Source organism: Salmonella sp. FC25216, assembly GCF_057751355.1.
On the sequence record NZ_JBDGON010000039.1, the window covers coordinates 1 to 419 of the forward strand.

The 419-nt window shown below is 54.4% G+C and carries 1 protein-coding gene; it reads right to left on the reverse strand.

Features of this window, described 5'->3' with window-relative positions; translation table 11 throughout:
• On the reverse strand, window positions 1-419 hold a 419-nt coding region (locus AC3G3F_RS23880), incomplete at both ends, for a tyrosine-type recombinase/integrase (RefSeq protein WP_488395935.1).

A 419-nucleotide genomic window follows, 5' to 3' on the forward strand; every position in this document is an offset into this window, starting at 1 on the left:
TCCTTTCCTGATGGCTCATTTGCTTTTCAATCGCTTCTTTGCTCCACCGTCCCGACTCACTCAGCGCACTGCACGCCATCGCCCGGAAGCCGTGACCGCAGATCTCTTTTCTGGTGTCGTAGCCCATCACGCGCAATGCTTTGTTGATGGTGTTGTCGCTCATGCACTTGTCCTGGTCGTATTCGCCGGGGAAAATAAACGCCAGATGCCCGGAGAGCGCTTCAGTTTGTTTCAGGATCGCCATCGCCTGCTCAGACAATGGAACAATGTGCTGCGTTTTCATCTTTGTACCACGATGAGAGAAGCGCACGTTTTCGATCTGCTCCCGTTCTACCGGGATTATCCAGAGCTTCTGCTGCCAGTCGATCTCACTCCAGCGGGCAAAGCGCAGTTCGCTGGAGCGCACAAAGAACAGCAGC